Raw genomic sequence first — 3,201 nt, 5'->3', positions numbered from 1 at the left:
CGTTGTGGGCTTTTGTTGTTTTTTTGTTAGATATCAGTCTCACTTCGGGATCGAACTCGTCGTCGTCGTCGCCGACGTAGGCGGTGGTGAAGGGTCAGGTGCCGGCGCCGGCGGCGGGATCGCCGTCGAGGTGCTGCCCGCGGCAGACCGCGCCGGCGCCGGGCCCGACCTCACCATCGCCGTCCCGACGGGGCTCGGGCAGGCCCGCAACAACGTCCTGGTCAACGCCGCCGACGCGCTCATCGCCGTCGGCGGGTCCTGGGGGACGCTGTCGGAGATCGCCCTGGCCATGCGCGCCGGGCGCATCCCCGTCGTGCAGGTCGGCGGATGGCGCGTCCTGGACGAGGAGGGACACCCCGCCGGCGGCATCGTGCACGCCACGGACCCGGCCGCAGCGGTAGCGGCGACCGGACTGTGGGCCTAGCCGACACTGGGCCGGCAGCCGGGGTGGGCTGGCCGGCAGCGGGTGGCGGGCCTGGCGGGGCGGTGGGTCAGTGGGCGGAGAAGCCGCCGTCGACGAAGATCGACTGGCCGGTGACGTAGGCCGCCGACGCCGACGCCAGGAACACCGCGGCGCCCGCGAAGTCGTCCGGTAGGCCGTTGCGGCCGGTCATGGTGCGCTCGGCGAGCGCCTTCACCTTCACCGGGTCCGAGGACAGGCGCGCGTTGAGCGGCGTCATCACGAACCCCGGCACCAGGGTGTTGGCGGTGACGCCGCGGCCCGACCACGCCTCGGCCTGCGAGCGGGCCAGCGCGACCAGGCCCGCCTTGGACACCCCGTAGGCGCCGCTGGTCACCGACGCGCGGAACGCCTGCTGCGAGGCGATGTGGATCAGCCGCCCGAAGCCGCGCCCGGCCATGCCCGGCCCGAACCGCTGCCCGAGCAGGAACGGGGCGTCCAGGTTCACCGCCATCGTGGTGTCCCACACGTCCTCGCCCAGGTCGTCCATCGGCGGGCGCAGGTTGACCGCCGCCGCGTTCACCAGGATGTCGGGCTCCCCGAACGCCGCCGCGGCCCGCTCGGCGGCCTCGGCGACCGCGTCCCGCGACCCCAGGTCGGCGCTGACCGCCGCCGCCCGGCACCCGTGCCCCGCCAGCTCGGCCACGGTCGCGGCCAGCTCCGCCTCCCGCCGCGCGACCACCACGACCGACGCGCCGGACCGGGCCAGCGCCACCGCGATCGCCCGGCCGATCCCGGAGCTGCCCCCGGTCACGACCGCGACCCGGCCCTCCAGCGAGAACAGCTCCGACAGGTACGGGACGGGGGACGGCCGGTCGCTCATGACGGCAGAGTCTACGGTTCGCGCGGCGGGTCGTGCGGGCCCCCGCCGGAGGCGTCGTCGCGGGCGTCGTCGCGGGTGTCGTCGCCGCGGCGGCGGTCCCGCCAGATCACCACGGCGATCACCGCGACGACGATGAACGTCGGCACGAAGAACGGCACCGCCGTGATCAGCGGGTGGGTCGCCAGGATCCCGCCGGCGGCGCTCACGCGCCCGCCTCCGCGCCCGCTTCACCGGTGCCGGGGAGCCGGCGGGCGATCCGGGCGACGCCCCAGCCGAGCGCGATCACCAGCGCCAGCGTGCACGCCAGCACCACCGCCGAGCACACCGCCCACAGCCAGCCCGGCACGCCGGTCTTCAGCTCCCGCTGCAGGACGGGCCGCTCGCCCTGCACGTCCCGCGTGAACTCCGCCGGGGCGGGCAGTTCCCCGGCGCCGATCGCCGGGTCGGCGGGCAGGTAGACCGGGACGCCGGCGAGGGTCCGGCCGTCGTGCACGCGGATCAGCGTCTTCCAGCCGCCGTGCAGCGGCATCGGCGCGCTCGTCCGGTAGACGCCGTCGCGTTCCTTCACCAGGTAGTCGACGTGCAGGCCCTCGCCCTGCCAGCCCGTCACCGTCACCCACGCCGGCCCATCGACCGCGCCGGCGGGGGAGAACTCGACGCGGGCGCCGGCGGTGCGGTGCGCGGCGTCGCCGCGCACGTCGGTGAGCGTGACGGTCGCGGTCCGCCCGGACGGGACGGAGATCAGCAGGCCGTTGGCGACCGCCGCCGACACCGCCAGGATCGCCCCCGCGAAGATCCCGCGCGCCGCCGCCCGCCGCGGGAACCGGCCCGCCAGCCCCTGCGCCAGCAGCGCCCCGCACAGCCCGCCCGCGACGCCGCCGGTCACCGCCATCGCCATGCCCTCGGCCAGGACGTCGGGCGTCCACGGCAGCCGGAACGCCGCCTGCCCGTAGGCGTACTCGGCGCCGAACCCGGCCGTCCCGATCAGCAGCCCCGACACCGCGCCCGTCAGCAGCGGCCGCCGCGCCAGTACCAGCGCCGCGATCTCCACGCACAGCGCCTCGGCGAAGTACAGCGGCACCGCCGCCCACAGCTCCCCGATCACCCCGGCGACCAGGACCGACACCCCGCCCCGCACCAGCATGTAGAACGCGGCCGCCAGCAGCGCGGCGCCGCGTCCCGCCCACAGCCGCACCGCGACCAGCGCGCAGCCCGCGGCCAGGGCGATCAGCAGCGGCTGGTGCACGAGCCGGAACTGCGGCACGCCGAAGTCGTACTCGGCCTGGAACACCGACAGCCCGATCAGCAGCCCGCCGCCGAGCATGCAGCGGCGCGCATAGCGGAGCCAGCCGGGCGGCCGCGCGGACCCGGCGGCCGCGCGGCGGCCCTCCCGCTCCAGGATCATCATCGCCACCAGCGACAGCCCGGCCCCGCCGATCAGCATCAGGTGCGTGGGGCCCCACAGCGTCACGTCCTGCCCGAAGATGCGGTGCCACACGTCGTCGAGGGGGAAGCCGAGCAGCGCGTAGAACCCGGCGCCGGCCAGCAGGACGCCGCCGGCGGGCGCATACCAGTCCCGGGTGATCCGCACCGACGCGGCGCCGGGCCGCGTCCCCTTCGGCAGCACCACGGCCAGGACGCCGGAGGTGAAGATGCCGAACAGCCCGATCAGGATCGGGTAGTGCGCGATGTTGGCGAGCGGGCCCTCGTCGCGGCCGTGCGAGATGTGCAGGGAGATGTCCCAGTACATGCCGAGGAGCGCGATCAGCAGGGACGGCAGCGCGACCTGCAGCGGCAGCGCCGCCCAGCCCGGCAGGCCGCGCTGCCGTCCCTGCTGATCGCGCTCCTCGGCATGTACTGGGACCTGTCCCCTTTACCCCTCCTACCCTGCCCACCACAAGATAAGCTGACTACACGA

At 75.4% G+C, this 3,201-nt stretch carries 4 protein-coding genes; 1 reads left to right on the top strand and 3 read right to left on the bottom strand.

Annotated elements, in window-relative coordinates:
* A partial coding sequence (locus HUX53_RS29405) for a hypothetical protein (RefSeq protein ID WP_176406477.1) occupies positions 1 to 424 on the top strand: 424 nt, incomplete at its 5' end.
* Between the two features lie 67 nt (positions 425 to 491).
* Here HUX53_RS29405 and HUX53_RS29400 read toward each other — a convergent pair.
* From HUX53_RS29400 to HUX53_RS29390, 3 genes are read right to left on the bottom strand one after another with little or no spacing between them, the layout of a single operon-like run.
* The gene (locus HUX53_RS29400; RefSeq protein ID WP_176406476.1) at positions 492 to 1,283 is read right to left on the bottom strand and encodes an SDR family NAD(P)-dependent oxidoreductase; all 792 of its coding nucleotides are present in this window, start codon (positions 1,281 to 1,283) and stop codon (positions 492 to 494) included.
* Positions 1,284 to 1,294: 11 nt separating this feature from the next.
* Positions 1,295 to 1,489 carry a hypothetical protein gene (locus tag HUX53_RS29395; RefSeq protein WP_176406474.1) on the bottom strand — a complete coding sequence of 65 codons (195 nt, stop codon included), beginning with the start codon at positions 1,487 to 1,489 and terminating at the stop codon, positions 1,295 to 1,297.
* A complete protein-coding gene (locus HUX53_RS29390) occupies positions 1,486 to 3,033 on the bottom strand; it encodes a hypothetical protein (RefSeq protein ID WP_176406475.1) in 1,548 nt (515 codons plus the stop codon). The genes HUX53_RS29395 and HUX53_RS29390 overlap by 4 nt, the downstream gene beginning before the upstream one ends.
* Between the last annotated feature and the right edge of the window lie 168 nt (positions 3,034 to 3,201).

It is taken from the genome of Actinomadura sp. BRA 177 (genome assembly GCF_013372625.1).
Lineage (GTDB): Bacteria > Actinomycetota > Actinomycetes > Streptosporangiales > Streptosporangiaceae > Spirillospora.
Note: the sequence above shows the minus strand (reverse complement) of the source record. Positions and strands in the feature narration are given on the sequence as shown.

What these genes read in the sequence shown, in the direction of transcription:
- HUX53_RS29400 (WP_176406476.1), bottom strand. Translation starts at nt 1,283, where the DNA reads ATGAGCGACCGGCCGTCCCCCGTCCCGTACCTGTCGGAGCTGTTCTCG.
- HUX53_RS29390 (WP_176406475.1), bottom strand. Translation starts at nt 3,033, where the DNA reads ATGTACTGGGACATCTCCCTGCACATCTCGCACGGCCGCGACGAGGGC.